The organism is Streptomyces speibonae (assembly GCF_984686075.1).
On sequence record NZ_OZ480260.1, the window covers coordinates 3,283,121 to 3,308,902 of the forward strand.

Sequence of the window (25,782 nt, forward strand, 5' to 3'; positions counted from 1 at the left end):
GGGACAGAGGTGACGGCGGTGGCGGGCGCCAGTTCGATGATCGTCGCGGGGCTGACCGCGGCGGCCCTCGCGACGATCGGCTACCTGGGCCACCAGGCCGCGGTGAGCGTCCCGCCCGAGCTGCGCCGCGCGGCGGCCGGTGCCGCGGGCGCCGTGCGCGAGGCCCCGCACCACGATCCCCGCACGGCGCTGCCCGCCCGGTCGGGGACGGGCAAGCGGGTGGTGTACTCCCTGGACGCCGACCGGGTGTGGCTGGTGGACGAAGGGGGCAGGGTACGGCGCACGTTCGGGGTCAGCCCCAGCACGGTGGACCCGGCGCCGGGCACCTACCACGTCACCTCGCGGTCCGGGGAGGTCACCGGATCGGACGGCGTCCCGGTCGAGCACGTCGTGCGGTTCACCGACGTCGAGGGCACGGCGATCGGGTTCAGCGCGGCCCTGGACGGTTCGGCCCCGGCGCTCGACCCCGCGGAGCGGACGGGCGGCATCCGTGAGACGCGCGCGGACGGCGCGGCGATGTGGAAGTTCGCCACGATCGGGCGGACGGTCGTCGTCGTGCCGTGAGGGGCGGGAGGTCAGGCCGCCTCGCGGCGCTCGCGCACCTGCTCGGCCCGCGGCGGCTCGGGGGCGCGGGGCGGGGTGGAGACCACGGCGGCCGCGGCGCACGCCGCGAGCAGGTCACGCATGGGCACCCCGGGAAGCGACTGCGGCCGCGGCGTGGACTCACGGGAGTTCTGAGGGGCCGGCATGGACGCCTCCTGTGGGCCGGGCGGACGAAGTTAGGTAGACCTAACTACGAACGGGATACCATGTGACCACGCCGGACACCCCGAACGCAACAGTTTGCCGACGCCATGTCGGAAACACGGGCGCGACGGTCCCCGCCGCCCGGCCCGGCGGAGGACACCCGTCAGGCCGACAGCGCGCTCAGTCCGGTCCCCGCCCAGCGCTCGCCCACACCGGTCACCGTCACGTGCCGCACCTCGTCCGTGGTGTCGCCGACCGCCCGGTGGATGGCGATCTGGAGGCGGTCGTCGGTCAGCTCCTCGACCTTGCCCTCGCCCCACTCCACGGCGATCACCGACTCCGGCAGCGAGACGTCGAGATCCAGGTCCTCCATCTCGTCCAGCCCGCCGGAGAGCCGGTAGGCGTCGACGTGGACCAACGGCGGCCCGTCCCCCAGCGACGGATGCACCCGGGCGATCACGAACGTCGGCGAGGTGACCGCGCCCCGCACGCCGAGCCCTTCGCCCAGCCCCCGGGTCAGCGTCGTCTTGCCCGCGCCGAGTTCACCGGAGAGCAGCAGGAGGTCACCCGCCCGCAGCAGTTTGGCGAGCCTGCGCCCCAGTTCGCGCATCTGCTCGGGAGAGGTGACCGTCAGCTCGACGGAGGGCGCGGCCTGCGGCGGTTCAGCCGGGTTCTGCGGTGCTGCTTCCATAACCACCCACCGTAGCCGCAGCGGGCACCGCGCCCACGCGGGCGAGCAGGTCGGCGAGACGGTCGGTGACCTGCTCGGGGTGCTCCAGCATCACCAGGTGCCCGGCGTCCGGCACCAGCACCAGCTCGGCGTCGGGGAGCAGACCGGCGATCTCCTCGCTGTGCTCGCTGGGCGTGACCAGGTCGTCCACCCCGGCCAGCACCAGCACCGGCCGTCCGGCGAGGTGGGCGAGGACCTCGGCCTTGTCGTGCTCGTTGAACGCCGGGTAGAACTCGGCGACCACGTCGATCGGCGTGCCCTCGATCATCCGCTCGGCGAACCGCGCCACGGCCGGGTCCACGTCCCGGGACGCGAACGAGTACCGCTTGATGATCCCGGCGAACAGGTCCGCGGTGGCCTGCCGCCCCTTCTCCACCAGCTCGGCCCGCTGCCCCAGCGCCTTGAGCACACCGGGCAGCACCCGCCGCACCGCGTTGACGCCGGCCATCGGCAGCCCGAAGTTGACCTCGCCGAGCCGCCCCGACGACGTACCGACCAGGGCGATCCCCACGCACCGGTCCCGGATCAGCTCCGGGTACTGGTCGGCGAGGGCCATCATCGTCATCCCGCCCATGGAGTGACCGACCAGCACGAGGGGCCCCTCGGGGGCCGCCGCGTCGATGACGGCCTTCAGGTCGCGTCCCAGCTGCTCGATGGTGACCGGCTCGCCGCTCTCCGTCTGCGCCGCGCCCCGCGCCGAACGGCCGTGGCTGCGCTGGTCCCAGTACACGGTCCGGACGACGCCCCGCAGCGCGGCCCGCTGGAAGTGCCAGGAGTCCTGGTTGAGGCAGTAGCCGTGGCTGAAGACGACGGTGACCGGGCCCGGCTCCCGGCGGCCGAACAGCCGGCGGCGGCGCGCGGGCGAGGCCTCCGCGTCCGGGTCGGCGTCGTCGACCTCGTAGTACAGCTCCGTGCCGTCGTCGGCGTACGCCCTGCCGGGGGTGCCGCGCAGCGAGCCGTACGGCCCGGCGGAGTCGAGGGCGAGCCTGGCCTTCTTCCGCATGCCCCGGCCAACGGTCATCCGCTCTATCGCGACGCCCGCGGCGGCCCCGGTGGCGAGCACGCCCAGCGCGATGCCGGCGACACCGGTGGCCCGGCGCCAGCCGCCGCGGGACGCCTCGGCCGCGGCGGCCGCCGCCCCCGCTATGGTCTCGCTCACCTACCGCTCCCCTCGTGTGCGTCGTCGGTATAGACGCGCGGAACGCGGGTTCCGATCCGCGTGACGATCTCGTACGCGATGGTTCCGGCCGCCTGTGCCCAGTCCTCGGCGGTGGGCTCGCCGCGGTCGCCGGGGCCGAAGAGGACGGCCTCGGCGCCCGGACCCGGGTCGTCGCCGCCCAGGTCGACGACGAACTGGTCCATGGCCACCCGCCCCGCGACCGTGCGCCACTTGCCCTCCACGAGGACCGGGCCGGTGGAGGAGGCGTGGCGCGGGATGCCGTCGGCGTAGCCGAGCGGGATCAGGCCGAGGGTGGTCGCGCCGGGGGTGACGTAGTGGTGGCCGTAGCTGACACCGTGGCCGCCGGGGACGCGCTTCACCAGCGCCAGCGAGGCGGCGAGGGTCATCACGGGGCGCAGTCCGAAGTCTGCGGAGGTGCCGATCTCGGGGCTGGGCGAGACGCCGTACAGGGCGATGCCGGGGCGGACGAGGTCGAAGTGGCTCTCCGGGAGAGCCAGCGTGGCGGGCGAGTTGGCGATGTGGCGCACCTCGGGGTCGACGCCCTGCCGCTCCGCGTACGCCACCATCTCCCGGAAGCGGTCCAGCTGGGCGGGGACGGAGGGGTGGCCCGGCTGGTCGGCGCAGGCGAAGTGGGACCACAGACCGGTGATCCTCAGCAGCCCCTCGGCCTCGGCGCGCAGGGCGCCCACGACCAGCTCCACCCAGTCGGCGGGCAGGCAGCCGCCGCGCCCCAGGCCGGTGTCGGCCTTGAGCTGCACCCGCGCGGGCCGCCCCGCCTGCCGCGCCGCGCGGGTGACCTCGTCCAGGGCCCACCGGCCGCTGAGCGACACGTCGATCCCGGCCTCGATCGCCTCCCGCCAGGGCCCCCCGGGCGTCCACAGCCAGCACAGGATCCGTACGTCGTCCGGCAGCCCGGCGCCGGGCGCGCGCAGCGCGAGCGCCTCCTGCGGGGTGGCGGTGCCCAGCCAGGCGGCGCCGGCCTCGACGGCCGCCCGGGCGCACGCGGCGGCGCCGTGCCCGTAGCCGTCGGCCTTGACGACGGCCATGAGGGCGGCACCGGACGCCCGCTCCCGCAGGGCCCGCGCATTGGCCCGCAGGGCGGCCAGGTCGATCTCGGCACGGGCCCGCACTGTCTCGTTCATCGGCCCCAGTGTCTCAGAGCCCCGCCGGTCGGCCCCGCCGGCGCTCGAAGAGCGGGGCTGCCGGGGCAGCGCCCCCGGAGGCCGGGGCCGGAAGGGGCGACGGGGCGGGAGGACCCGCCGCCCGTCAACCCCTCACCCCCGCACCACACTTCGCCACGCCCGCACGATCCCCGAGGCCACGTCCTGCGCCCCCACCGGCGCCCCGTCCGCCTCCAGCCGCCCCGCCAGCCCGTGCAGATACGCCGCCACACTCCCCGCGTCCACCGTCGACAGGCCCGCCGCCAGCAGCGACCCGCCGAGGCCCGACAGCACGTCCCCGCTGCCCGCCGTGGCCAGCCACGGCGTCCCCGTCGGATTCACCCGTACGGGTCCCCCGCCCGCGGCCGCCACCAGGGTCGTCGACCCCTTGAGCAGCACTGTCGCCCGGTACCGCTCCGCCAGCTCCCGCACCGCCGACAGCCGCCGGCTCTCGACCTCCTCCCGCTCCACGCCGAGCAGCGCGGCGGCCTCCCCCGCGTGCGGGGTCATCAGCGTCGGCGCACGCCGTGCCCGTACGGCCGCCACGTCCGCCAGCCGCAGCCCGTCCGCGTCGATCAGCACGGGCACGTCCGCCGTGAGCACCTCCGCGACCGTCGCCGCGTCGTCCCCGGCGCCGGGGCCGGTCACCCATGCCTGGACCCGGCCCGCGTGCTTGGGCCCCCGGTCCGACACGAGGGTCTCGGGGAAGCGTGCGATCACGTCCTGCCCGGCCGGGCCGACGTACCGTACGGCTCCCGCACCGCCCCGCAGCGCGCCCGCCACCGCGAGCACCGCGGCCCCCGGATAGCGGCCGGACCCGGCGGCGACGCCGACCACGCCCCGCCGGTACTTGTCGCTCTCGGCGCCCGGCACCGGCAGCAGCCGGGCGACGTCCGCGTGTTGCAGCGCCTCCAGCTCCGGCTCCGGCGGCAGCGACAGGCCGATGTCGACCAGCCGCACCGACCCGGCGTGCTCCCGCGCCGGGTCGACGAGGAGCCCCGGCTTGTGCGTGCCGAAGGTCACCGTGAGATCCGCGCGGACCGCCCGGCCGCGCACCTCGCCGCTGTCGGCCTCGATCCCGCTGGGCAGATCGACGGCGACCACGGCCGCCCGGCCCCGTTCGGCGGCCTCGGCGAGCGGCACGGCCTGAGGGCGCAGCCCGCCCGTGCCGCCGATCCCGACGATGCCGTCGACGACGAGATCCGCCCGTTCGACGAGTCCTTCGGCCCCGCTCGCCCCGGTCACCCGGCCCCCGGCGCGGCGCAGTGCCGCGAGCCCGCCGGCGTGCGCCCGCTCCGGGGCGAGCAGCACCGCGCTCACCCCCGCGCCGCGCCGGGCCAGCCGGGCGCCGGCGTACAGGGCGTCACCTCCGTTGTCCCCGCTGCCGACCAGCAGCACGACCCGGCTGCCGTAGACCCGCCCCAGCACCTCCGCGCAGGCCGCGGCGAGTCCGGCGGCGGCGCGTAGCATCAGCGCCCCCTCCGGCAGCCGCGCCATCAGTTCCCGCTCCGCCGCCCTGACCGTCTCCACGCTGTACGCAGTACGCATGCGTCCGAGTTTCCCGCACGGGCAGGCCCGGAACCGGCAGCGCACGGGGGCCTGTCGGGTCCCCGGCATGCGTGCGGGGTGCGGCTCTGGGAGCCGCACCCCGCACGCCTGTCCCGCCCGTCGCCTCAGGTCGTGCTGAGCATCCCCGCCCGCAGCCGCTTCAGGGTGCGGGAGAGCAGACGCGACACGTGCATCTGGGAGCAGCCCAGCCGCTCACCGATCTCCGCCTGCGTCAGCTCCTCCACGAACCGCCAGTGGACGATCTTGCGTTCGCGCTCGTCGAGGTCGGCGATCATCGGGGCGAGCGCGTGGAAGTCCTCGACCAGTTCCAGCGCGGCGTCCTCGGTGCCGATGAAGTCCGCGAGCACGCTCTCGCCGTCCGGCTCGCTGCCGATGGCGGCGTCCAGGGACGCGGAGTTGTAGCCGTTGGAGGCGACCCGGGCCTCGTCGACCTCCTTCTCGCTCAGGCACATCAGCTGCGCGAGCTCGGCGGTCGTGGGGGTACGGCCCAGCCGGCTGCGCAGTTCCTCGGTGGCGCGGGCGAGCTGCACCCGGGCCTCCTGGAGCCGCCGCGGCACATGCACGGACCACGAGGTGTCCCGGAAGAACCGCTTGATCTCGCCGACGATGTAGGGGATCGCGAAGGAGGTGAACTCCACCTCGCGGGAGAGCTCGAACCGGTCGATCGCCTTGATCAGCCCGATCATGCCGACCTGGACGATGTCCTCCATCTCCTCGGGACCGCGGCTGCGGAACCGGCCCGCCGCGTAGCGGACGAGGGACATGTTCATCTCGATCAGCGTGTTGCGCGCGTACTGGTACTCGTGCGTGCCCTCTTCCAGCTCGGTCAGCCGGCGGAAGAACTGCTTGGACAGCTCTCGTGCGTCCTGCGGCGCGACCTGGCCGGGTTCGGCGACCTCCGGCAGCTCGGTCACGCTCAGAGCTCGGTCGGTCCGCGCCATCGTCGACGTCACAGTCACCCCTCCTCGTGAATCGGCCCCGCTCCGGGCACCGGCTCCCCGCGTGTACCCCCGTTCGGCCGATACACGCACCGCAATCACCGACGGCGGCGCCGCGCCAGTCGTACGAGGGTGAAACCGATGGTGAGGACGGCGGCCACGACGAGGAACACATCACCCCAAACCGGCACATCGACCCCGACTCCGGGGAAGGCGGACAACGGTCTCACCCTTCCGCGACGACGACCGCCGAGGCCACCCCGGCGTCATGACTGAGCGACACGTGCCAGGACCGTACGCCGAGTTCGGCCGCGCGGGCGGCGACGGTGCCCGTGACCCGCAGCCGTGGCCGCCCGCTGTCCTCGCACCACACCTCGGCGTCGGTCCAGTACAGCCCCGCGGGCGCGCCGAGCGCCTTGGCCAGGGCCTCCTTGGCGGCGAACCGCGCGGCGAGGGAGGCGACACCGCGCTGCTCACCGCTGGGCAGCAGCAGTTCGCTCTCCAGGAAGAGGCGCCGGGCCAGTCCGGGCGTCCGCTCCAGGGACGCGGCGAAGCGCTCAACCTCGGCCACGTCGATCCCGACTCCGATGATGCTCATACGGGCACCCTACGGCTGGCGCGCGGGGAACCCCTTACAGGATGTCGCCGACCCCGACGCATTTGCGCTGCTGCGCGATCGGCTCCACGGAACCGTTCAGATCGACGAGGATGCCGCCGACCTCCTGCCGCGGGCCGTCGTAGGTGACCTCCACCGCCGGGGAGCGCCCGTAGGTGGTGAGCACGCTCACCCCGTCCGCCTTCAGCCGGTCCTCGTCGAGCACCCAGTCGATGCCGTCGGCCGTCACACACAGGTTCACATTGGGCTGGAGCTCGGCGACTCCGCAGCGCAGCACCAGGGAGCGGTCGCCCCAGGAGGCGACACCGTCCCCGAGGGCCCAGTCCCGCGACCGGCCGCCGGCCTTCTCGGGCAGCCGGTCCACGACCTCGGAGCACTCCGGGTCGCCGCCGCGCGGCGCGGAGTCGATCCGGTGGGAGTCCACGACCAGGAGACCGGCGACCAGAGCCGCCGCGGAGAGCCCGCCGACCGCCACCCGCATCGGGGTGAGCGCCCTGCGCAGCGTCCGCAGCCGCGGTTCCCGGGATGCTTCCTGTTCCGCCTGTTCCACGGCTCCATACTTCACCACCCGGACCCGCGGCCGTGCACCCGCCCCCCGCCCGGACGCCTACTCCACCGTCACCGACTTCGCCAGGTTGCGCGGCTGGTCCACCTCGTTGCCCCGGGCCGTCGCCAGCTCGCAGGCGAAGACCTGCAACGGCACCGTCGCCACCAGCGGCTGGAGCAGCGTCGGGGTGACCGGGATCCGCACCAGATGATCCGCGTACGGCACCACGGCCTCGTCACCCTCCTCGGCGATGACGATCGTGCGCGCCCCGCGCGCCCGGATCTCCTGGATGTTGGAGACGATCTTGTCGTGGAGCACGGACCGGCCCCGCGGCGAGGGGACGACGACCACCACCGGCAGATCGTCCTCGACCAGCGCGATCGGCCCGTGCTTCAGCTCGCCCGCAGCGAAGCCCTCCGCGTGCATGTAGGCGAGCTCCTTCAGTTTCAGCGCTCCTTCCAGCGCCACCGGGTAGCCCACGTGCCGGCCCAGGAACAGCACCGTGCCCTTGTCCGCCAGCGACCGGGCCAGCTCCCGTACCGGCTCCATCGTGCCCAGGACCCGGTCCACCGCACCGGAGATCGAGGACAGGTCCCGCACCACCGCGCGGATCTCGTCGGCCCACTGGGTGCCGCGCACCTGGCCCAGGTACAGCGCGACCAGATAGCAGGCGACCAGCTGGGTCAGGAACGCCTTGGTCGAGGCGACCGCGACCTCCGGCCCGGCGTGCGTGTACAGCACCGCGTCCGACTCGCGCGGGATGGTGGAGCCGTTGGTGTTGCAGATCGCCAGCACGTGGGCGCCCTGCTCGCGGGCGTGCCTGAGCGCCATCAGCGTGTCCATGGTCTCGCCCGACTGCGAGACGGCGACGACGAGGGTCTGCTGGTCGAGGATCGGGTCCCGGTAGCGGAACTCGCTCGCCAGTTCCACCTCGCAGGGGATCCGCGTCCAGTGCTCGATGGCGTACTTGGCGATCAGCCCCGCGTGGAAGGCCGTACCGCAGGCGACGATGACGACCTTGTCGACCTCGCGCAGCACCCCCGCCGGGATCCGGACCTCGTCCAGGGTCAGCGCGCCCGATCCGTCGATGCGGCCCAGCAGGGTGTCGGCGACCGCCTTCGGCTGCTCGGCGATCTCCTTGAGCATGAAGGAGGCGTAGCCGCCCTTCTCGGCGGCGGAGGCGTCCCAGTCGACGTGGTACGCGCGGACGTCGGCCGTGCCGCCGTCGAAGTCGGTGACCGTCACCGCGTCCCGGCGCAGCTCGACGACCTGGTCCTGGCCCAGTTCGATCGCGTCGCGGGTGTGCGCGATGAACGCGGCCACGTCGGAGGCGAGGAACGCCTCCCCCTGCCCCACGCCCACCACCAGCGGCGAGTTGCGGCGCGCGCCGACGACCACGTCCGGCTCGTCGGCGTGCACGGCGACCAGGGTGAAGGCGCCCTCCAGCCGCCGGCACACCAGCCGCATCGCCTCGGCGAGGTCGGCGCAGGAGGAGAACTCCTCGGCGAGCAGATGGGCCACGACCTCGGTGTCGGTCTCGGAGCGCAACTCGTGTCCGCGCTCGGCCAGTTCCTCGCGCAGGGCGGCGAAGTTCTCGATGATGCCGTTGTGGACGACGGCGACCCGGCCCGCGTTGTCGATGTGCGGATGGGCGTTGGCGTCGGTCGGACCGCCGTGCGTCGCCCAGCGGGTGTGTCCGATCCCGGTCGTCCCGGCCGGCAGCGGCCGGTCGGCCAGCTCCTTCTCCAGGTTGACCAGCTTTCCGGCCTTCTTCGCCGTGGCCAGCCCGCCGTCGGCCTGCACGGCGACGCCCGCCGAGTCGTAGCCCCGGTACTCCAGTCGCTTCAGTCCGGCCGTCACGACGTCCAGCGCCGACTGCGGCCCCACATATCCCACGATTCCGCACATGCCCGGCAGCCTACGATCCGTCAGGCGCCGAAAATGGCCGCTGCGTGCCCGAAATCGGAAATTCCCACCGGTGCGCGCGGGCGAGGTCAGCCGAGCTTGGCCACCTGCGCGTCGACCACGGCCGCGGGAACCTCGAAGTCCTCGCCGGTCACCATGGAGGAGAGGTTGACGACGCTGAAGGAGGCGAGCGTGGAGCCCTTGCGGACCACGACGACCTTCATGGGCGCGCTGGAGTCCGCGCCGGTGGTCACGCCGAGCGTGGCGGCGAACGCCTCGTCCCCGCCCTCGGGAGCGTCGGACGTGGTGACCTTCGCGATCCGCATCTCGTCGCTGCCCACCGTCGCGGTGAAACCGCCGGCGCACTTCTCGGCGGCCGCGTTCAGCCCCTTCAGCGCCTGCTCGGCACCGCCGTCCGCGTAGGAGGCGACGTTCAGCAGGATCTTGTTCACCTGGATCTCGATCATGTCCTGACCGTCCGGACCCGCGCTCGCGGAGGGCGACTCGTCCTGGCCGGTCCAGGAACGCTTCACATCCGCCGCCGCTTCGCCCTGGGCCACCGCGGCCTGGGCGTGGACGAGCGGCAGACAGGCCTCGTCGTCGGTCCGGATCTCGTCCTTCGCGACGTCGTCATCCGCCGGGACCTTGGTGACGACCTTGCCGTTCTCCACGTCGGCCTGGGCGAGCGCCACCTTCTCCAACTCGGCGGCGGTCAGCGCGTCGCCGGTCCCGGCGGACGCGTCCGCCGACGCGGACCGCTCCGTCCCCGCCGGTTCGCCACCGGCCGTGCCGCCGCCGTCGTCGTCGGACGATCCCCCGCAGGCTGTGGCGAGCAGGGCCAGCGCGGCGGCCGAGGCCACGAGGGCGGTGCGGCGGACGGCGGTCGATGTCACGTCAGTACTCTTTCCTCGATCTTCACTAATGCCGATACCGTACAGACGGCACTCGCACACATGATCGATAACCATCGCCCCGATACCCGACCGTGACCTCACGGTCCCCGGCGGGGCGGACCGACGTGACGCAGCCCACCTGCCGCCCTGTTCGAACTCCGTTAACAATGGACTGTGATCTCTCCGGTCTCCTCGATGCCCCGGAGCGCCCACCGGCAACGGCCGGAGGCGACTCCCTACGTCGACCTCACCCGCTCCGAGTGGAGCGCGCTGCGCGACAAGACCCCGCTGCCGCTGTCGGCGGCGGAGGTCGAGCGGCTGCGCGGCCTCGGTGACGTCATCGACCTCGACGAGGTGCGGGACATCTACCTGCCGCTGTCCCGGCTGCTCAACCTCTACGTCGGCGCCACCGACGGACTGCGGGGCGCGCTCAACACATTCCTCGGCGAGCAGGGTTCGCAGTCGGGCACGCCCTTCGTCATAGGGGTCGCCGGCTCCGTGGCCGTGGGCAAGTCCACGGTGGCGCGGCTGCTGCGCGCCCTGCTGTCCCGCTGGCCGGAGCACCCGCACGTGGAGCTGGTCACCACGGACGGCTTCCTGCTGCCGACCAGCGAGCTCCAAAAGCGCGGGCTGATGTCGCGCAAGGGGTTCCCCGAGTCCTACGACCGGCGTGCGCTCACCCGGTTCGTCGCCGACATCAAGGCGGGCAAGGACGAGGTCACCGCGCCGGTGTACTCCCACCTCATCTACGACATCGTCCCGGGCGAGACGCTCACCGTGCGCCGCCCGGACGTCCTGATCGTCGAAGGGCTCAACGTCCTGCAGCCGGCGCTGCCCGGGAAGGACGGGCGGACGCGGGTGGGGCTTGCGGACTACTTCGACTTCAGCGTGTACGTCGACGCGCGGGCGGAGGACATCGAGCGGTGGTATCTCAACCGCTTCAAGCGGCTGCGGGAGACGGCGTTCCAGGATCCGTCGTCGTACTTCCGCAAGTACACGCAGGTGTCCGAGGAGGAGGCGCTGGACTATGCCCGCACGATGTGGCGGACCGTCAACAAGCCGAATCTGGTGGAGAACATCGCGCCGACTCGGGGGCGGGCGACGCTGGTGCTCCGCAAGGGGCCGGACCACAAGGTCCAACGCCTGAGCCTGCGCAAGCTGTGAGCCACCCCTTTACTTCTCGGCATTGCCGGGCCTGCTGCCCGGGGGAGCGCACCCCAGCGTCGTGCGCCGTTGCCCTGCTGACTCTGGCGCTGAGTCGGTCCACTACGAGCGTGATGTGCCAACGGTCAAGCACGCCGGTCTCTCGGCGCCCTGCACGCACGCCGTACCGCACTCCTCGAAGGCGCCGACGACGCGCTGTTCATCGGGCCGGACGACCGTGTCTCTGAGGGCGGCACCTGGAACGTCGGCTTCATCGGGGCGGACGGCGTCGTGTGGCCGAAGGCCGACGTCCTGCCCGGCGTCACGATGGCGCTCCTGCAGCGGTCCGGGCACCGGGTCGACGCCACCGACGACATTCTCCCCCTGACCGCCCCCGCATCTCCACCGTCACCTCCGAGACCGGCGCGATCACCGAGGTCACGCTCTCCTCGCCGGAATGCGTGCGCAGCGAGGTCCTGGACGCGGCGCCGGACACCAACACCCGCTCCTGCTACCCGCAGTACTGGCACATCAACGGCGCCGACTAACGCGGCGATCGACTGGTTCCACAAGTACCGCGTCACCGCCGTCGGCGTACACGACCCGACCGCCGCCAACCCCGCCGTCGAACACGCCTACTCCTACAGCGGCGCGGCCTGGCACCACAACGACGACCCCTTCACCCCGAAGGACGAGCGGACCTGGTCGGACTGGCGCGGCTACCGCCAGGTCACCGCCTACACCGGCGCCACCGGCACCACTCGCTCCAAGACCGTCTCGCTCTACCTCCAGGGCATGCACGGCGACAAGAACAAGAACGGCACCAAGTCCGTCAGCATCGAGCCGCTCCTCGACACCGACGCCGACGTCCCCGCCGTCACCGACAGCAATCAGTACAAGGGAATGCTGCGCCAGCAGGTCACGTACAACGGCAGCCGGCCCATCAGCAGCACCGTCCACAACTACACCTACAAGAACACCGCCACACAGTCGGTCCCGGACGCCGCCGACCACACCGCTCTGTGGGCCCGTAGCACCACGACCTACACCAGCACCTACCTCACCGGCTCCAAGACCTGGCGCACCCACGTCACCACCCGGCACCACAACGACCTCGGCATGGTCAGCAGCGTCGACGACTACGGCCAAAGAGGCCTGGACGGCGACGAAACCCGACAAGGCTCGCAGTGCCGCCGGTGTTGATGAAATGACGGCGACGTTCGAGAAGTTCTACAAGAAGTCCGATATCTACAGCGAGAGCTACGGGAACGGGCTCGAACTCTGGACCCCCTATGGTAAGCGTCAAGTGGATATCGCAGTCAGGCAACCAAACGGCAACCTTCACCTTTATGAGGTGAAGGTGAATAAATCGAACTACACGAGGGGTCAGCGAAGGAAGGACGAATGGCTAGCGAAGACGTACGGGTTTGAAACCTCGGTAGTCCGTCGCGGCACAGATTGTCCAATCTGCAACCCCTAACCTGGGAGGATGGCCAGTGAGTAGCGACTTTGGCTTCTGGAAGCGTTGCATCGGGGACCCCGAGGAAGTCTTTGACGCCCTCGCTGAAGGCGACACCGGCGACCTCGCGGCAAGTCCTGACGTATTGCGGTTTCGGGAAGAATTGCTGGGTAGGTGGCCGGACGTTGCCGACGTTCTGGAGCCGTCTCAGTTTGACCTGGAGGAGGAGCCTGACGATGCAGCCAAATACGTCCTCCTGACCCTTTCGGTTCGCCAGCTTGACTATCTCCCAGAGATTCTCAACATGGCGAAGAGAAACGGTCTCGTTGGATTTAGCGGAGTGGCGGGCGAGCCAATCGCCTGACCCTCCGCAGGGGTGGCCCCGCCCCTTCACTCAGGCGAAGAGGCAGGGCCGCTTCATGCCCTGTATGGGGTATTACGTCCTGCCTTGACGGCGGCAGTTGACGGCAACGGCGGCGAACACCAGGAGTGTTCGCCGCCGTTGCCGTGCGCGGGGTCAGGGGCGGTCGAGAGCGTCGCCGAGGGCGGTCATGGCTTCGCGTTGGAGGCGGAGTCGGACGTGTGCGTAGACGGTGGCGGTGACGCCGATGTGTGCGTGGCCGAGCAGCTCCTTGATCACGACGAGTTCGACGCCCTGTTCCAGGAGGAGGGTGGCGCTCGAGTGGCGGAGGTCGTGGAATCGGATGCGGCGGAGGCCGGCCTTGCGGAGAAGCGTGGTAAAGGCGCGGGTGAGGTTGGTCGGGTCGATCGACCCGCCTTGCGCGGTGGTGAAGACGTGCCCGTTGGGCTGCCACGCGGTGCCCGCTACCTCGCGCTCGCGCTGCTGCTGTTCGTGGTGGCGCTTCAGCGACTGGACGCAGCGGGTGGGGAGGGCGATGCGGCGTTCGGGCCCGGGTCTTGGTGGGCAGCGTGGTGAGCCCGCCTGCGCTGGTGCGCTGGAGTGTGCGGCGGATGGCGGCGGTGCCCTTGTCGAGGTCGAGGTCTTCCCAGCGCAGGCCGAGGAGTTCGCCCTTGCGGAGTCCGGTGTGGAGCGCTGCTCGTGCTGTGTTCCCCCGTCGCCCCGATCACCCGGACCGAGCCAGCCACTGCCACGGTGGACACGCCGAGAGGCCCCGCCACCGTCACCATCCGCCACACGTGGGACCTGCGGACCCAGATCAACACCATGCACCGGCACTGGATGCTTCCCTCGGGCGACGAGGCGCGAGACGAGATCCACAGGCGCGTCCTGTTCTCCGTGAGTTGGAACGCTACGCGGAGGGTGCCGGCTTCGAGCTCTTGGAACATGCTCGACGGCACAGGGACAGGGCTTACCGGCCCCACCGCGCACACGGTGGTCCGACACCAACTCCGCGGTGACCGGCGGTACGAGACATGGCACCAGTGCCAGCCGCCCGCTCCTGACGGCAGTAGTGACGGCAACGCCCACGGATTCCCCCGCACAACGACGGACACCAGCGGAACGCAAATCACGCGCTGTCCTGCGAAGAAGCAGGTAGCGAGGGGCGGATTGCGGGGATCGCGGTAGGCGCCGACGGCGGGAGGGGGCGGGGCGGGGGTGTGCGCCCGCAGTGGCTGGCGCGTCCGCGCCGTGCAGCCCCGCCAACAAGCCCCATCGCGCCAGTCCGAGGACGTACACTCCCGGCGCGGCCCCGCACCACCCACCCACGGTGGGCGCTACGCGCACCCCCACCGCACCCGCAGCTGCGCCGCAGGCATACGACGCGCACCCCCACCGGAGGGCAGCGGCGCCGCAGGTGTCCCGCGCGTCAGCCCAGGGACGTCTTGACGGCGTCCGCCAGGCGGCCCGCCACCGTGCGGGCCTGGTCGATGTCGGCTGCCTCGACCATGACGCGGACCAGCGGCTCCGTGCCCGAGGGTCGCAGCAGCACCCGCCCCGTCACGCCCAGCTCCCGCTCCGCCTCACCGACCGCCGCCGCCAGCTCCGCCGACGTCTTCACTCTCGACTTGTCCACGTCCGGCACATTGATCAGCACCTGCGGCAGCCGCTCCATCACCGACGCCAGGTCCCGCAGCGTCCGCCCGGTCCCGGCGACCCGAGCCGCAAGCAGCAGACCCGTCAGCGTGCCGTCACCCGTCGTCGCGTGGTCGAGGATGATGACGTGGCCGGACTGCTCGCCCCCGAGGGCGTAGCCGTTCTCCTTCATCTCCTCCAGCACATACCGGTCACCGACCGCGGTCTGCACCAGCCGGATGCCCTCCCGCTCCATCGCGAGCTTGAACCCGAGGTTGGACATCACCGTCGCGACCACCGTGTCGGACCGCAGCGCGGACCGCTCCCGCAGCGCCAGCGCCAGCACCGCGAGGATCTGGTCGCCGTCGACCTCCTCACCGGTGTGGTCCACGGCCAGGCACCGGTCGGCGTCCCCGTCGTGCGCGATCCCCAGCGCGGCCCCGTGCTCGACGACCGCGGCCTTCAACCGGTCGAGGTGCGTCGAACCGCACCCGTCGTTGATGTTGAGCCCGTCCGGCTCGGCACCGATCGTGACGACTTCCGCCCCGGCCCGGGTGAACGCCTCCGGCGACACCTTCGCCGCGGCACCGTGCGCCTCGTCGAGGACGATCCGCAGACCGTCCAGCCGGTTCGGGAGCACGCCGACGAGATGGTCGACGTACGTGTCCAGCCCTTCCCCGAAGTCCCGCACGCGGCCGACGCCCGCGCCGGTCGGCCGGTCCCAGGGCGCCCCGGTGCGGTGCTCCTCGTACACGGACTCGATGCGGTCCTCCAGCTCGTCGGCGAGCTTGTGACCGCCGCGGGCGAAGAACTTGATGCCGTTGTCCGGCATGGCGTTGTGGCTGGCGGAGAGCATCACACCGAGGTCGGCGCCGAGCGCCCCGGTGAGGTGGGCCACCGCCGGCGTCGGCAGCACACCGACGCGCAGCACGTCCACGCCCGCGCTCGCGAGCCCCGCGACGACGGCCGCCTCGAGGAACTCCCCGGAGGCACGTGGATCACGCCCGACCACCGCGGTGGGCCGGTGCCCTTCGAACGTGCCCGCCTCGGCCAGCACGTGCGCCGCGGCCACGGACAGGCCGAGCGCCATCTCCGCCGTCAGGTCCGCGTTGGCGACACCGCGCACGCCGTCCGTGCCGAAGAGTCGTCCCACTTGTCCTCCTGAGGATGCGTCAGTTTCGACAGCCGAGGTGATGACCCCCGGCCGTACGGCCGACGGTTGTACCGCTGCCCGAAGCCCGTGATGTGTGTGTTCGACGGTCGTCGCACGAAACGCTGTTCACGCGAGTGCGGCCCACCCGACCATTCGATCACATTAGCGTTTGAGCGCCTTGTGCCGTTATACGCCCACGGCACCGAATAAACGAACGCCCCGGCAGCACTGTGGCGTGCCGCCGGGGCGTTCGGAGTACGCGCGAGCGCCCTGTGCTTAGCGCTTGCTGTACTGCGGAGCCTTGCGGGCCTTCTTCAGACCGGCCTTCTTCCGCTCGACCGCACGGTCGTCGCGGCGCAGGAAGCCGGCCTTCTTCAGCGGACCGCGGTTGTTGTCGACGTCCGCCTCGTTCAGCGCACGGGCGACACCCAGACGGAGCGCACCGGCCTGACCGGAGACACCGCCACCCGCGATGCGGGCGATGACGTCGTAACGGTCCTCGAGCTCGAGCACCTTGAAGGGCTCGTTGACTTCCTGCTGGTGCACCTTGTTCGGGAAGTAGTCCTCGAGGGTGCGACCGTTGATCTTCCACTTGCCGGAGCCCGGGACGATCCGGACGCGGGCGATGGCGTTCTTGCGGCGGCCCAGGCCGGCGGCCGGCTGGGGCTCGCCGAAGCGGGAGGCCATGGACTCCGAGGTGTACTCGCCCTCGACGGGCACCTCGGACTCGGTGGTGTAGCTGTCGATGTCAAGCTCTTCGAGCGGCTGCTCAGCAGTGGTCTCGGCCACGATTCTCCTCAGATTCTCTTCAGTCTTAGGGGTGGCCGGACTTACTGCGCGACCTGGGTGATCTCGAACGGCACCGGCTGCTGGGCAGCGTGCGGGTGCTGGTCGCCCGAGTAGACCTTCAGCTTCGAGAGCATCTGACGGCCCAGGGAGTTCTTGGGGAGCATGCCCTTGACGGCCTTCTCGATGGCCTTCTCGGGGTTCTTCTCGAGCAGCTCGTCGTAGCGGACGGAGCGCAGACCACCGGGGTAGCCCGAGTGGCGGTACGCCATCTTCTGGGTCCGCTTGTTGCCCGAGAGGTGCACCTTGTCGGCGTTGATGATGATGACGAAGTCACCGGTGTCGACGTGGGGCGCGTAGATCGGCTTGTGCTTGCCGCGCAGGATGGAGGCCGCAGTGGAGGCCAGCCGGCCCAGGACGACGTCCTGAGCGTCGATGACGTGCCACTGGCGCGTCACATCGCCGGGCTTGGGGCTGTACGTACGCACGGTTCGTAGCCTTCGCTTCTTCAGTGAATGGTCCTGACAAGGTCACCGAAGACGATCGACAGCCTTGACCGCACCGCGGTGACGCAAACCGCGTGCTGGTCGCTGGTCATCGGTCCGGTGGACCGGTGTAAGGGCCCCTCACGTGAGAATGAGCAAGCCACTACACACAACGATCCTGAAGAATACCCGCGCTCGACCGGACGGGTCAAAACGAGCCCCGCCCCCCGTCACCCCGCACCGACCGTACGGCCGAACGCCGCCCCCCGGACTCCCCGGAACCGCCCTCCGCCTCCCGCCGCTCCACCCCACCGGCCACCTCCGCCCCCTCAGCCACCTCCGCCGCCTCCGCGTCCTCCGCCGCCTCCACCCCTCCCGCCCCGCGCACACAGTGGTACGCCACCGTCACCGCCAGCACACCCAGCGTGAGCGCGTCCCGGAAGGCCCGCCGCGTCCCGGCCTCCAGCCACGGCCAGGTCACCCCCGGCAGCTGCGGAACCAGGGCGAGCCAGAACCAGGGCCGCCGGGCCACCGCGCCGGCGTACGGCAGTCCGGCGAGCAGCAGCGGGAGCACGACCAGGAGGTAGTGGTTGTAGGAAGGCCGCGAGACGAGGAACGCCGACAGCATCAGCGCCGCCGACGTCTCCGCGAGGCGCAGCGCCGACGGCCCGGGTCCCCGCCAGCGCCGGTAGGCGCACACCACGCCCGCCGCGCCCGCGAGCAGGGCGAGCGCGGTGGCCGGCCCCTGGGGCATCCCGAGGCGGGGCAGCACGGCCGCCGGCGAGGCCTCGTAGAGCCGCAGGAAGGCGTCGTCGCCGGTCACCAGGAAGGGCAGGGTGCGGGTGAGGAAGCCCGTGGGGTCGGGCAGGAACAGCGCGGCGACCACCGAGGTGACCGCCGGCACCAGGACCACGAGGGCCAGCGCGGTCCAGCGGCGCGCGAAGAGGAACAGCAGCGCCATCGGCGCGAGCAGCGGCTTCAGCGCCACCGCCACCCCGATGACCGCACCGCCCGCGGCCCACCGGCCCCGGCTCACCAGCAGCAGGCACAGCGGCAGCGCCAGGACGGCCGTCACCGTCCAGTTCCCCAGCCGCACCAGCTGCCCGAAAGGCGCGAAGCCGGCCGCCAGGCCCAGCAGGCCGAGGGCGGCGAGCCTGCTGCGCAGCGGCACGCGGTGAAGCAGCAGCGCACAGACCCAGCCCGCGACGAGGGCGAGGACCACCGTCACCGGCGCCAGCACGTCGAGCACGGACCGCGGCAGCAGGGCCTGCGGGACGGCGGCCATGACGGCGCTCGGGAAATAGAGGAAGTGCCGGTCGTCGTACGGCGACCCCCCGTCCAGCCAGGTCCGGGCGGCGTCCACGACGATGGCGTTGTCCATGCCTCCGTCCGAGGTCACCAGCACCGTATGCACCGTCAGCGCCCCCAGCACGGCCGCGAGTCCGGCCCACAGGCAGCCGCCGGCGGGACGCACCAACCACCCGGAGATGTCGCTTTTGCCCGTCACCATGCCGGCAACGCTAGGCCCTCCGGGGCCGGTTGACGCGGACCAGCACACCCCTTCCCCCGTCTAAGATGCGGCCCATGAGCTTTGGGCAGGGGGGACCTTCACAGCAGTGGGATCCCTGGACACCGAATTCCCAGCAGCCGTGGAGCGGTGGCGGTGCGAGCCAGTCACCCGACTGGGCGGCGCTCGCCGACGCGTCGGAGGCCCGCGCCAAGCGGCGCCGGATGCTGTTCATAGGCGGCGGCGCACTCGCCACCGTCGCGATAGGCACGGCCGTCGCGGTCGCCGTGGTGTCGGCGAACGGCAGCAACCAGGCCTCACCGGGCGCCTCCTCGCAGCTTCCCGGGGCCTCCGATCTGCCGAGCCCCACGGGCACGGTCCCGTCGTTCGCCCCGACGAGCGCCCCGCCGCCGCTGGACCCGAAGGACTTCGTCGCCAGCGCGAAGAAGGACAAGGCCCCGCTCAGCCCCGACATCCTCTTCCCGGGCACCCAGCTGACCATGGGTGAGACGGTGTACAAGAAGGGGCCGACGGCCGACACCAAGAACTGCGCCTCGGCCGCGAAGGCGACGCTCCCCAACGTCCTCACCGACAACGACTGCACCCGCCTGATCCGGGTCACCTACACCAAGGACAAGGTGGCGGTGACGGTCGGCGTGGCCGTCTTCGACACCGAGGCCCAGGCGACCAAGGCCAAGAAGCAGGCCGACAAGAAGAGCATCATCAAGTCGCTGTCGGGCGGCGGCGTCAAGGACTTCTGCGTCGGCGCGATCTGCCGCTCCACGACCAACTCCTACGGCCGCTACGCCTACTTCACCCTCGCCGGCTTCACGGACGGCAAGGACGTGACGACGAAGGACAAGGCCGTCTTCGCCACCGGCGACGACCTCCAGGAGTTCACGTTCCGGCAGATCCGCCGCAGGGGCGAGGCCCAGGCGTCGGCGGCAGCCAACGAGTAGCGACCCGTGGCGCCGCCGCCGGCGCGGGCGGTCACAGCCGCTTGGCGCTGCGCAGCGTCTTGGCGTAGTAGCCGTTGCCGTCCAGACGGGAGACGCCCCCGATGTCACCGATGGTCGGGCCGTTGACCTCTTCACGGCTGGAGACGAAGATCAGGTGGCCCTCGGTGTCGTGGCCGAGCACCATGCCCACGTGGTCCAGGCGGTCCTTGGTCCGCGTGTCGAGCTTGAAGAAGACCAGGTCGCCGGGTTGCAGCTGGTCGATGTTGGACGGCCGGTCCTTCGGCGTGATCCCGGCCAGCGGGAGCACGTCGGCACCCTCCTTGGAGCGGGCCATGCCGTTGGCGGTGCGCGGGAGGCCGTCGCCGGAGGTGTCCGAGGACCTCAGCGGGTAGCGGGCGCGGTAGCCGAACACCATGCGGATGAAGCCGGAGCAGTCCAGCGACTTGGCGCGCATGGCCTCGGGCGTGCCGGTCGCACCGTCCCGGAACGGGTACGGGACGCCGAGGTAGTCGTAGAAGTCGGACTGCTCCAGGCGCAGGTCGCCGCCCTCGGCGCCGGTGGTGTTCAGCGGGCCGAAGTTCGCGTCACCGGCGTAGGCGATGCCCTGCTCGTCCTTCTTCACCGGGGCGCCCGCCACGTACTGGAAGGCGAAGGCGAACAGGTCGTCCTTCTTGCTGTTGGCGTACTCGGCGTACCACTCCTTGAACCACTTCTCCTTCTCGGCGCCCTTCTTCCACGGTTCGGGCATGAGCCGGACCCAGTCCGTGGTGGAGACCTTGGAAGAGGTCGAGGCCGGCTCCTCGAAGGTGCGCGCCGGTCCGGTGAGCGTGGCGGTGCGCGCTCCGTCGGTGAACACGGCCTGGATACGTCCGCTGCCGTCGCGCAGCACGGAGCGCGCGGGGTTCTCCAGCCGGGACCACTTCTCCCCGCCCTTGTCCTTGGAGGCGCCGTCGCCGGAGCCGCCGCCCCCGTTCAGCACGCCGACGTTCTTGACCTCGGTGACGCCGGGCGCCTCCTGCTTGCGCAGTTCCAGGGTGAGGTAGCCGGAGGTCGCGACGAGGCCCAGGACCACGAGGCCCGAGACGACCGGACGCGACTTCTTCTTCGCTTTCCCTGTCACCTTTTACTCCTCGGTTGTCATTCGGTTCATCGTGGTTCTCGGTTCTTGGGGGTGCCCGGCGGGTGTCAGACCGTGGGCATGACGCCGAGCAGCAGGCCGGCGGCGACGACGATGTAGGCCATGAGGGAGACGGTGCCGGTGGCCAGCAGGGTGGCCCCCTTCGGCTGGCGCACCATCTGATAGGCGACCAGGCCGGGCACGATGAAGCCGAGGGTCTGGTTGCCGTACATGAGCGGGAACTCGATCGAGAGCACGATCATCACCGTGGCCTGGAGCAGCACGCCCAGCAGCACCACCGCGGCGAACAGCCGCTTGCCGTAGAGGATCACCAGCCGCTGCATGATCTTGGTGCCCGCGTAGGTCAGCGCGGTGACGCCCACCATCATCGCCGCGCGCTGGAGGTCCTCGATGAGGGTCAGCGCGATCCACCCGGGAGTGATCATGCCGCCGGGGGACAGGTTGGTGGTGAGGTAGCACAGCAGCGAGAAGAACAGGCCTATGGCGATGCCGAGGGCGGCCATCTCGGGGGTCAGGGCGGCGGTGGTCAACGGGGTCTCCGGGCGAGGGGAACGGGGGTGGGCGAGGCGGACGGCCGCACGGTCGGCGGCGCGGGGGCGGTCACCCGCCCTCGGCGCCGGGGTGCCGGGTTCCGTCGGGGGGCGTGTCCGGCTCGGCCCAGGAGGGGCGCCCGAAGTACGGGTGGGGCGGCTCCGGGTCGGGGGCGGGCGGCTGCTCCGGCTCGTACTGCTGCTCCGGCTCGTACCGCTGCTCCGGCTCGTACCGCTGCTCCGGCTCGTACCGCTGCTCCGGTTCGTACCGCTCCGGCTCGTACTGCTGCTGCGGGTACTGCTGGTGCTGCGGGTACGGCGTCCCCTGCCCGTACTGCTCGTGCCGCGGCCCGGGCTCGTAGTGCTGCTCCGGCTGGTACTCGTGCTCCGGCCGGTACTGCTGCCCCTGCGCGTACTGCTGCTCGCCGTACTGCTGGTGCTCCCCGTACTGCTGCTGCGCGTACTGCTGCTCCTGCCCGTACTGCGCGTACTGCATCTGCTGCTGCTCCCGCGGCTGCCGGGCGCGGGGGGCGCCCTGCTGGGCCGGGATGCGGACGATGGGGATCTCCTGCGTCTGCGACGCCTGGTAGCGCTCCTCGTGCGCCGTCGGGTAGGAGGCGAACGGGTCCAGGCGCTGCGCCTGCACGGGAGCCGCGGCGGCCGCCGGGCCCTGCTCCGCCTCCCCGCTGTCGCTGTCGTCCTCCGGGAGCTCGGCCAGGTACTCGAGGAGCTCCTCGCCCTGCCCGTGGATGTTGCCGATGGCGACCAGCGAGGCACCGTCGGACATGCGGTCGAGGATGGCCGGCATGAACTCGTCGGCGGAGCGGCGCTCACCGCCCAGGTCGACGGCGCGGTCGCGCCACTCGGCGGGGATGGCGTCGATGGCGCTCTTGGACGGGTGCCCGATGACGAAGACGTTGTCCGGCTGCAGATCCGGGATGATCTCGCCCATCTGCCCGTTGCGCTCGACGCGGTCGGGGCGGCAGTTGATGACGACGTTGAGCGGGCGGCGGATCGCCCCGAGGTCGAGCAGCTGGTTGATGTTCATCAGCGTCGACTCGGGGTCGTTGGCCGCGAAGACGTTGGCGAAGGCGAGCCGGTCGCCGTCGGGGGCCACATAGCGCTCCACGGAGAGCACACCCGGGTCCGGCGGGGCGTCGTACATGCCCTGGAGGGCGACCTTGCGCTCCACTCCGAGCAGGTCGGCGACGACCAGCGCGATCGCCACGTTCTCCTTGAAGGTGAACCAGCTGAAGCCGCGCAGCTCCTCGTCGGTGACCGTCTCGGGGTCGGCGTAGACCAGCTTGCAGTTCCGGGCGTCCGCCTCCTCCTGGAGGATGTGGAAGCGCTCCTTCTCCGCGGTGACGCAGATGCCGTCCTCGGGCATGGACCGGCACAGCGAGCGGGCCACGTCGTCCAGAGTGGGGCCCATCTCGGCGAGGTGGTCCTCGCGGACGTTGCACAGCACGCCGATCGTGGAGCGGATCAGCTTGCTCTGGTTGACCTCCTGGAGGGCCGGCATGACCGCCATGCACTCGATGACGAGCGCGTCGGGGCGGTAGGTGGCGGCCCGGCGGACGATGCCGATCTGCTCGACGACGTTGGCGATGCCGAACTTGCGGTAGACCGGCTCCTCGGTGGCGTCGGGGTGGATGAAGCGCGCCGCGGTGCCGGTGGTCTTGGCCACGGTGACCAGGTCACCGCCGCGCAGCGCCCCCGCGCACAGCCGGGTGATGGAGGACTTGCCGCGGATGCCGTTGACGAGCACGCGGGAGGGGATGGAATGCAGGGCGGCGTAGTGCCGGCGCTGCTCCAGGATGCCGGCGATCAGCAGGAACAGGCTGCCGGCCAGCAGCACGAAGTACAGATAGAGCACGGCGGGTCACCTTCCTCCGGCGCCGAGCCGGGGCTCGGCGGGCCGGCGTGCCTGGTTGTTTCGGCGTGCCTGCAACTGCTGGCGGATGAGTTCGAGGCTGCGGACGACGGCTCCCACCTCGTCCTGGTAGCGCGGGAAGTGCACGGTCTTGAGGTCTCCGCCGGCGAGCTTCTCCGCGCTCGCGGCCAGCGCCCGCAGCGGCCGTGCGACGACCAGGTGCACCCAGCCCAGGCAGATGACGATCGCGGCGAGGCCGAGCAGACCCGCGAGCACGCTGCGGTCCTCGCGCTCGTAGGCGGCGATCTCGAAGGAGTCGGCGTTCTGCCAGCTCACGACGGTCCAGCCGAGGTCGGAGGCGACACCGCCGCCGGAGAAGGGGGCCGCCGCGGCGACGGTGACGCTGCCGCCGTCGCGCAGCAGCAGGCCGTTCTCGACCGGCCCGGCGCCGACCGGCACCCCGGCGGCCCGCACCAGGTCGGGCAGGGTGTCCCCGGGAAGGCCTTCGAAGGCGCGGAAGCCGTCGCTGGCGGCGAGGGTCTCGGCCTCGGCGTTCACCACCCGGAGCTCACCGAGGCCGGGCCGCTTCAGCAGCGAGTTCAGGAACTCCACGCGCACCTCGCCGACGAGCGTGGTGCCCTTCTCCTCGGGCACCGGCGCGCCGGCCTGGATCACGGGCTTCTTGCCGCCCTTACCGGAGACCCGGACCAGGGGCAGGTCCTCGTCGTCGCTCCACGCGTGCGGGTCGTCGCCGGCGCGGGCGAGGACCTCGCCGGACCCGTCCACGACGTACAGGGCCTGGTAGCGGGTGTGCTCGCGCAGGGCGTCGGCCAGCAGCTCGCCGGCGGCGTCGGGCTTGTCGACGTCGATCAGCCGGGAGGTGGAGACCAGGTCGGCCTGGGCCTCGTTCAGCGCCCGGCGGACCCGGTCGGCGATCAGGTCGGTGCGTTCGCGCTGGTCGTTGACCATGGTGGCGGGCACGCTGACCGAGTCGTCGGTGCGGTTCAGCAGGAGGCCGACGGGCACGCACCACAGGAGCAGCAGGACGGCGGTCACCGCGAGCGGCACCCGGACGCCGAAGCGGGCCCTGCGGCGGCCGGTGCCGGAGCTTTCGCCGTCGGCGTCGCCGGTCAGCTGGGTCCGCAGGCGCTCCAGGGCGGTGCCGATGCGGGCGGCCTCGCCCCAGCGGGGTATCGCGACCGGCCGGGTCAGGTCACCGCGGGCCAGTCGGCGGGACTCCAGGAACATCCGCAGCAGCGGTCGCTGCACGGCGGCCCAGAGCACGGCCGCGGCCAGCAGACCGAGCGCGATCAGGGCACCGGCCGCGACGAGCCCGTACAGTTCCCGGCCGGCGTCGGCGGCGCCCTGCTGCTGGACCACGGGGAGCATGGCCACCACGGTGAGCCCGAGGCCGGCGGCGACGCTGTCCTTCTCCGCCGGGTCGGAGGAGGCGAGCGAGGCGTATCCGGCGGTGGTGATCCGCCCGTTGTAGCTGTCGCCCACCAGGGTGCCGCTGACTCCGGGGTGGCCGTGCGAGCCGGGCTCCCGGGCGGTGACGGGGTGCTCCTCGGTACGGGTGGCCGCCTGGTCGGAGAGGCGGGACATCTGCTTCTGGAGGAAGTCGAGTTCCGTGCGCTGCTTGTCGGAGTTGAGCGCCTCGGACTCCTCGAATCCGGCGGTGGCGAGGACCTCACCGTCGCGCGCCACGACCGCCATGGTGCGGAACGGGCCCATGGAGATGTTGGGCACCGCCAGGCTGTTGGAGGCGATCAGGAGGTGCTGCGGCCCCTCCTTGCGGTCGAGGACCGCCATCGTCATCAGGCGGACGTCGCCGGTCTCCAGCCGCACCATGCGCGGGGCGAGGGCGTACTCGCCGGTGAGGACGTCCTTGTCGATCCAGGCGAGCGGAATCCTTTCGCCCCGTGCCGCGAGCACGTCGCCCGTCTCGAGGTCCAGCACCGTGGTGCCGGTCCACTTCTGGTACGTCCGGCCGAGGTCGGAGAGCACGTCCTCCGGCTCCGCCCGCTCCCCCTTGCTCAGCGCCGCGGCGGTGCGCTGGAGGTCGGTGACCCGTTCGTCGATCGAGGCGCGCAGCGCGATGGCGCCGTCCTCCGCGAAGTGCTTCTGCGAGGTCAGGACGGCCTCGGGCACCACGGCCTCACCGCTCGGTCCCAGCACCTTCGCCGTCAGACCGGCCAGGGCGACGATCAGCAGGCACAGCAGGGCGATCGGGGGGCGGATGCCGCCGAGCAGCGGCATGTCCGCGCGTCTGTGGCGGGATCGCCGCCCAGCCCGTCCCGCGTTCGCGGCACGACTCGATGTCACCGGTCTTCTTCCTTGGTCGCAGCGGTGGGTCCAGCGCACGACGGAGGATCACCGCTCGCGCGGTCGTGCGACGCTGTCACTGAAAAGACTGATAAGCGCCGACAAAGTTGTAGGTCGAACGCAGGAAGGGATTGTGTTCTGCG

Annotated in this window: 22 protein-coding genes and 3 pseudogenes; 6 read left to right on the forward strand and 19 right to left on the reverse strand. The window is 71.6% G+C overall.

Annotated elements, in window-relative coordinates; translation table 11 throughout:
• The first annotated feature begins 18 nt into the window (after positions 1–18).
• Positions 19–564, forward strand: coding sequence for a hypothetical protein (locus tag AC5L3C_RS14540; RefSeq protein ID WP_493649373.1), 546 nt, complete (start codon positions 19–21; stop codon positions 562–564).
• Between the two features lie 11 nt (positions 565–575).
• Here the strand turns inward: AC5L3C_RS14540 and AC5L3C_RS14545 are convergent, their stop codons facing one another.
• The 10 genes from AC5L3C_RS14545 to AC5L3C_RS14590 form a co-directional block, all read right to left on the reverse strand.
• The gene (locus tag AC5L3C_RS14545) at positions 576–749 is read right to left on the reverse strand and encodes a hypothetical protein (protein WP_493649374.1); all 174 of its coding nucleotides are present in this window, start codon (positions 747–749) and stop codon (positions 576–578) included.
• Between the two features lie 161 nt (positions 750–910).
• The gene (tsaE, locus tag AC5L3C_RS14550; protein WP_493649375.1) at positions 911–1,438 is read right to left on the reverse strand and encodes a tRNA (adenosine(37)-N6)-threonylcarbamoyltransferase complex ATPase subunit type 1 TsaE; all 528 of its coding nucleotides are present in this window, start codon (positions 1,436–1,438) and stop codon (positions 911–913) included.
• Positions 1,410–2,636 (reverse strand): alpha/beta fold hydrolase, encoded by a 1,227-nt coding sequence (locus AC5L3C_RS14555; RefSeq protein WP_493649376.1) that lies wholly within the window; start codon positions 2,634–2,636, stop codon positions 1,410–1,412. Before AC5L3C_RS14555 ends, tsaE begins: the two co-directional genes overlap by 29 nt.
• Positions 2,633–3,799, reverse strand: coding sequence for an alanine racemase (gene alr, locus AC5L3C_RS14560; RefSeq protein WP_493649377.1), 1,167 nt, complete (start codon positions 3,797–3,799; stop codon positions 2,633–2,635). Before alr ends, AC5L3C_RS14555 begins: the two co-directional genes overlap by 4 nt.
• A gap of 132 nt (positions 3,800–3,931) precedes the next feature.
• The gene (locus AC5L3C_RS14565) at positions 3,932–5,365 is read right to left on the reverse strand and encodes an NAD(P)H-hydrate dehydratase (RefSeq protein WP_493649378.1); all 1,434 of its coding nucleotides are present in this window, start codon (positions 5,363–5,365) and stop codon (positions 3,932–3,934) included.
• Between the two features lie 125 nt (positions 5,366–5,490).
• Positions 5,491–6,327, reverse strand: coding sequence for an RNA polymerase sigma factor SigF (locus tag AC5L3C_RS14570; RefSeq protein WP_493653881.1), 837 nt, complete (start codon positions 6,325–6,327; stop codon positions 5,491–5,493).
• A gap of 223 nt (positions 6,328–6,550) precedes the next feature.
• A complete protein-coding gene (locus tag AC5L3C_RS14575; RefSeq protein ID WP_125504707.1) occupies positions 6,551–6,922 on the reverse strand; it encodes a holo-ACP synthase in 372 nt (123 codons plus the stop codon).
• Positions 6,923–6,956: 34 nt separating this feature from the next.
• Positions 6,957–7,490 carry a DUF3515 family protein gene (locus AC5L3C_RS14580; protein WP_240661185.1) on the reverse strand — a complete coding sequence of 178 codons (534 nt, stop codon included), beginning with the start codon at positions 7,488–7,490 and terminating at the stop codon, positions 6,957–6,959.
• A 57-nt stretch (positions 7,491–7,547) separates the two neighbouring features.
• Positions 7,548–9,395 (reverse strand): glutamine--fructose-6-phosphate transaminase (isomerizing), encoded by a 1,848-nt coding sequence (gene glmS, locus AC5L3C_RS14585; protein ID WP_493649379.1) that lies wholly within the window; start codon positions 9,393–9,395, stop codon positions 7,548–7,550.
• An 86-nt stretch (positions 9,396–9,481) separates the two neighbouring features.
• A complete protein-coding gene (locus AC5L3C_RS14590) occupies positions 9,482–10,285 on the reverse strand; it encodes a hypothetical protein (RefSeq protein ID WP_493649380.1) in 804 nt (267 codons plus the stop codon).
• A gap of 195 nt (positions 10,286–10,480) precedes the next feature.
• On the opposite strand from AC5L3C_RS14590, the gene coaA reads away from it, so the two are divergent.
• The 4 genes and pseudogenes from coaA (at position 10,481) to AC5L3C_RS14610 (ending at position 13,251) form a co-directional block, all read left to right on the forward strand.
• On the forward strand, positions 10,481–11,449 hold the full coding sequence (gene coaA / locus AC5L3C_RS14595; protein WP_493653883.1) for a type I pantothenate kinase: 969 nt from the start codon (positions 10,481–10,483) through the stop codon (positions 11,447–11,449).
• 201 nt (positions 11,450–11,650) lie between these two features.
• Positions 11,651–11,713: pseudogene (locus AC5L3C_RS14600) on the forward strand (hypothetical protein); the annotation flags it as partial.
• 66 nt (positions 11,714–11,779) lie between these two features.
• Positions 11,780–12,601: pseudogene (locus AC5L3C_RS14605) on the forward strand (RHS repeat-associated core domain-containing protein); the annotation flags it as partial.
• Between the two features lie 323 nt (positions 12,602–12,924).
• On the forward strand, positions 12,925–13,251 hold the full coding sequence (locus AC5L3C_RS14610; RefSeq protein WP_493649381.1) for a hypothetical protein: 327 nt from the start codon (positions 12,925–12,927) through the stop codon (positions 13,249–13,251).
• A 153-nt stretch (positions 13,252–13,404) separates the two neighbouring features.
• On the opposite strand, the pseudogene AC5L3C_RS14615 reads toward AC5L3C_RS14610, so the two are convergent.
• The 5 genes and pseudogenes from AC5L3C_RS14615 to AC5L3C_RS14635 all read right to left on the reverse strand — a co-directional run.
• Positions 13,405–13,942: pseudogene (locus tag AC5L3C_RS14615) on the reverse strand (site-specific integrase); the annotation flags it as partial.
• 735 nt (positions 13,943–14,677) lie between these two features.
• Positions 14,678–16,036 carry a phosphoglucosamine mutase gene (glmM, locus tag AC5L3C_RS14620; RefSeq protein WP_493649382.1) on the reverse strand — a complete coding sequence of 453 codons (1,359 nt, stop codon included), beginning with the start codon at positions 16,034–16,036 and terminating at the stop codon, positions 14,678–14,680.
• A gap of 276 nt (positions 16,037–16,312) precedes the next feature.
• Entirely contained in the window at positions 16,313–16,825 is a 513-nt protein-coding gene (gene rpsI / locus AC5L3C_RS14625; protein ID WP_125504711.1) for a 30S ribosomal protein S9, read from the reverse strand.
• A 41-nt stretch (positions 16,826–16,866) separates the two neighbouring features.
• On the reverse strand, positions 16,867–17,310 hold the full coding sequence (gene rplM, locus AC5L3C_RS14630) for a 50S ribosomal protein L13 (protein ID WP_125504712.1): 444 nt from the start codon (positions 17,308–17,310) through the stop codon (positions 16,867–16,869).
• A gap of 205 nt (positions 17,311–17,515) precedes the next feature.
• Complete coding sequence (locus tag AC5L3C_RS14635; RefSeq protein ID WP_493649383.1) at positions 17,516–18,817, reverse strand: glycosyltransferase family 87 protein; 1,302 nt, start codon at positions 18,815–18,817, stop codon at positions 17,516–17,518.
• Positions 18,818–18,891: 74 nt separating this feature from the next.
• On the opposite strand from AC5L3C_RS14635, the gene AC5L3C_RS14640 reads away from it, so the two are divergent.
• A complete protein-coding gene (locus tag AC5L3C_RS14640) occupies positions 18,892–19,773 on the forward strand; it encodes a hypothetical protein (protein WP_493649384.1) in 882 nt (293 codons plus the stop codon).
• 31 nt (positions 19,774–19,804) lie between these two features.
• Here AC5L3C_RS14640 and AC5L3C_RS14645 read toward each other — a convergent pair whose 3' ends face one another.
• From AC5L3C_RS14645 to AC5L3C_RS14660, 4 genes are all read right to left on the reverse strand, one after another.
• A complete protein-coding gene (locus AC5L3C_RS14645; protein ID WP_493649385.1) occupies positions 19,805–20,893 on the reverse strand; it encodes a C40 family peptidase in 1,089 nt (362 codons plus the stop codon).
• 65 nt (positions 20,894–20,958) lie between these two features.
• On the reverse strand, positions 20,959–21,441 hold the full coding sequence (locus tag AC5L3C_RS14650; protein WP_125504716.1) for a poly-gamma-glutamate biosynthesis protein PgsC/CapC: 483 nt from the start codon (positions 21,439–21,441) through the stop codon (positions 20,959–20,961).
• Between the two features lie 70 nt (positions 21,442–21,511).
• A complete protein-coding gene (pgsB, locus tag AC5L3C_RS14655; protein WP_493649386.1) occupies positions 21,512–23,317 on the reverse strand; it encodes a poly-gamma-glutamate synthase PgsB in 1,806 nt (601 codons plus the stop codon).
• Positions 23,318–23,323: 6 nt separating this feature from the next.
• A complete protein-coding gene (locus AC5L3C_RS14660; protein WP_493649387.1) occupies positions 23,324–25,573 on the reverse strand; it encodes a HAMP domain-containing protein in 2,250 nt (749 codons plus the stop codon).
• Between the last annotated feature and the right edge of the window lie 209 nt (positions 25,574–25,782).

Excerpts from the sequence above, each read along its gene's own strand:
- AC5L3C_RS14635 (WP_493649383.1), bottom strand. The coding sequence starts at position 18,817 with ATGGTGACGGGCAAAAGCGACATCTCCGGGTGGTTGGTGCGTCCCGCC.
- coaA (WP_493653883.1), top strand. The coding sequence starts at position 10,481 with ATGCCCCGGAGCGCCCACCGGCAACGGCCGGAGGCGACTCCCTACGTC.
- AC5L3C_RS14565 (WP_493649378.1), bottom strand. The coding sequence starts at position 5,365 with ATGCGTACTGCGTACAGCGTGGAGACGGTCAGGGCGGCGGAGCGGGAA.
- alr (WP_493649377.1), bottom strand. The coding sequence starts at position 3,799 with ATGAACGAGACAGTGCGGGCCCGTGCCGAGATCGACCTGGCCGCCCTG.
- AC5L3C_RS14575 (WP_125504707.1), bottom strand. The coding sequence starts at position 6,922 with ATGAGCATCATCGGAGTCGGGATCGACGTGGCCGAGGTTGAGCGCTTC.
- glmS (WP_493649379.1), bottom strand. The coding sequence starts at position 9,395 with ATGTGCGGAATCGTGGGATATGTGGGGCCGCAGTCGGCGCTGGACGTC.
- AC5L3C_RS14640 (WP_493649384.1), top strand. The coding sequence starts at position 18,892 with ATGAGCTTTGGGCAGGGGGGACCTTCACAGCAGTGGGATCCCTGGACA.
- AC5L3C_RS14570 (WP_493653881.1), bottom strand. The coding sequence starts at position 6,327 with ATGGCGCGGACCGACCGAGCTCTGAGCGTGACCGAGCTGCCGGAGGTC.
- tsaE (WP_493649375.1), bottom strand. The coding sequence starts at position 1,438 with ATGGAAGCAGCACCGCAGAACCCGGCTGAACCGCCGCAGGCCGCGCCC.
- AC5L3C_RS14660 (WP_493649387.1), bottom strand. The coding sequence starts at position 25,573 with ATGCCGCTGCTCGGCGGCATCCGCCCCCCGATCGCCCTGCTGTGCCTG.
- AC5L3C_RS14545 (WP_493649374.1), bottom strand. The coding sequence starts at position 749 with ATGCCGGCCCCTCAGAACTCCCGTGAGTCCACGCCGCGGCCGCAGTCG.